Source organism: Saccharopolyspora sp. NPDC000995, from assembly GCF_053599315.1.
The window spans coordinates 1-1828 of the sequence record NZ_JBSFLZ010000311.1; the positions used below are offsets into that span (position 1 = coordinate 1).

1 protein-coding gene is annotated in these 1828 nt (G+C 61.7%); it reads right to left on the bottom strand.

The genetic code is table 11. The features are described 5' to 3' along the window. The coding region (gene ltrA, locus ACWDKQ_RS36035; RefSeq protein WP_450143217.1) for a group II intron reverse transcriptase/maturase at window positions 1-1317 on the bottom strand (1317 nt) is incomplete at its 3' end. Between the last annotated feature and the right edge of the window lie 511 nt (window positions 1318-1828).

Here is a 1828-nt window from a genome sequence, read left to right on the forward strand (position 1 = left end):
AGCATGCGCGATGCGTCCGTACTGCACGGTTCCGGACAGCTTGACGAGGCCGAGCCGGTTCCCTGACCTGATCACGTGTTTCAGGCCGTGCCCGCGGCCTCGTCGGCCGTGCCGCTTGGAGATCAGTAACGCCATGCGCTCAACCACGTATCTGTCGAGCTTGGCAAACCACCGGGTCGAGTTCCCAAAACGAAAGTAACCCCGCCATCCCGTGAGAAAGTGGTTGATATCCGCAACCACCAGGTGGGTGGGAATGTGGCAGCGGTTACGGCCAGTCAACTCCCGTATCCGGGAGCGGGCCTGATTCATCGCCTTGGTACTCGGCCAGCACGCCGGATAACGACGCGACGGATATCGACGCGAAGGCACCATACGATGATGGAACCCCAAGAACTCGAATCCTTCTTCGCCGCTCGCCACACCAACGATACGCGTTTTCGCCGCCGAAACCTGCAACCCTAATCCGCCCAAGATCTCCTGCAACGCCGCCAACGCGGCACGCGCTCGATCCTCGGTCGGACAACAGATCACTTCATCGTCAGCGTAACGTACGAGCACCCCCAACCTGCTGAACCGCTCCTGCCATTGCCTGTCCAAGCGATGTAACACCACGTTAGCCAACAACGGCGACAGCGGACCACCCTGGGGAGCACCCTCCACCGAAACCGACAGCTCCGCGCCATCCAGCACTCCAGCGGACAGAAACACCCGGATCAGTTTCAACACCCGCCGATCACTAATCCTCTCCCCCAAACATTCTAGGATAAGATCATGATCCAGTCGGTCGAAGAAACTGTCGATATCAGCGTCAACCACCCAGGTCCGGCCAACCCGTATCGCCTCCCGCATGGCTTGCAGGGCTTGATGCGCGCTACGTTTCGGTCGGAACCCGAACGAGCACGGCAGGAAATCAGCCTCCCAAATCGGCTCAAGAACAATCTTGAGCGCCTGCTGGACCACCCGATCAACCACGTTGGCAATACCCAACGGACGCATCTCAGGTTTCCCTGGCTTGGGAATCCACACCCGCCGCACCGGGCCAGGGCGATACGTCCCATCCCGCAACCGCACCGCCAGATCGTCCAGGAAATCCCGGACCCCAGCAGTTTTGATGTCGTCGATAGTGACACCATCGACACCGGGTGCACCCTGGTTAGCGTGCACCTCCACCCACGCGCGCCGGAGAACGTCTTCGCGCCAGACCCGGTCAAACAACGCGTGGAACCGCCTTGACGGCGACCGCTTGGCCGCCAGGTACAGCTTGTGCTGCAAGGCCCGAGTCTTATTCATACGGGTGTTGTTGGGCCTTCCGGCCATGCACCGACTCCTCCTCGTCAACCCAAACATGAACGAAGCAGGGGCCCTTTGCTACGGCGGGTTGTGTTGTCCACGCCGATGACCGCTCATACGGCCCCCTCCGCCACCCTCTCGGCTCGATACGACTTCCCGCTCTACGGTTATACGCACCGGCTGCTCCTGGAACGCGAATCCAGGGCCGAGGAGGGCTTCTCCAGTTCCGATCGTCGCCTTCCACACGTTCCACGCCCCTTACGGCGGGGGGTTCCTCGACGTTGCATCTTCAGGATCTTCACGTCTTCCATGGCCTTCGCCGTGATACTCCCGGCTCGGCACCCCCTCGGTCCCCTCACGGGGTTGGATTAACGCCGCGGCAGGCTTCGCTTCATGCTGCGGACCGCGTGGTTGCTCCCCCTACTTTCAGGGCTCTTGACACTGGGCTTCAGCGCCGGGCGTTTCCCCCCGACACTGCCAGTCTGCTACCCGGCTCCCTGACGACTACCGGGACGGGACTCACACCCGCAGGCGACAA